Below are 544 nucleotides of genomic sequence, written 5' to 3'. Positions count from 1 at the left end.
CGTTATGCGCCTGAAATGGAAAAACGGCTGCGCTGGTACTGGCGTAACCCTTCCGATCTTTGCCCGTGGCACATGGATGAAACCTACGTGAAGGTCAATGGCCGCTGGGCGTATCTGTACCGGGCCGTCGACAGCCGGGGCCGCACTGTCGATTTTTATCTCTCCTCCCGTCGTAACAGCAAAGCTGCATACCGGTTTCTGGGTAAAATCCTCAACAACGTGAAGAAGTGGCAGATCCCGCGATTCATCAACACGGATAAAGCGCCCGCCTATGGTCGCGCGCTTGCTCTGCTCAAACGCGAAGGCCGGTGCCCGTCTGACGTTGAACACCGACAGATTAAGTACCGGAACAACGTGATTGAATGCGATCATGGCAAACTGAAACGGATAATCGGCGCCACGCTGGGATTTAAATCCATGAAGACGGCTTACGCCACCATCAAAGGTATTGAGGTGATGCGTGCACTACGCAAAGGCCAGGCCTCAGCATTTTATTATGGTGATCCCCTGGGCGAAATGCGCCTGGTAAGCAGAGTTTTTGAAA

General features: G+C 53.5%; 1 protein-coding gene. It reads left to right on the top strand.

The features are described from left to right. A partial coding sequence (locus ACHHZ6_RS24770; protein ID WP_264110139.1) for an IS6-like element IS26 family transposase occupies positions 1–544 on the top strand: 544 nt, incomplete at both ends.

This window comes from Enterobacter cloacae complex sp. 2024EL-00214, assembly GCF_043945575.1.
Classification (GTDB): Bacteria; Pseudomonadota; Gammaproteobacteria; order Enterobacterales; family Enterobacteriaceae; genus Enterobacter; species Enterobacter cloacae_P.
The sequence above is the reverse complement of the archived record's forward strand: the minus strand, read 5'-3'. Positions and strand labels throughout refer to the sequence as shown.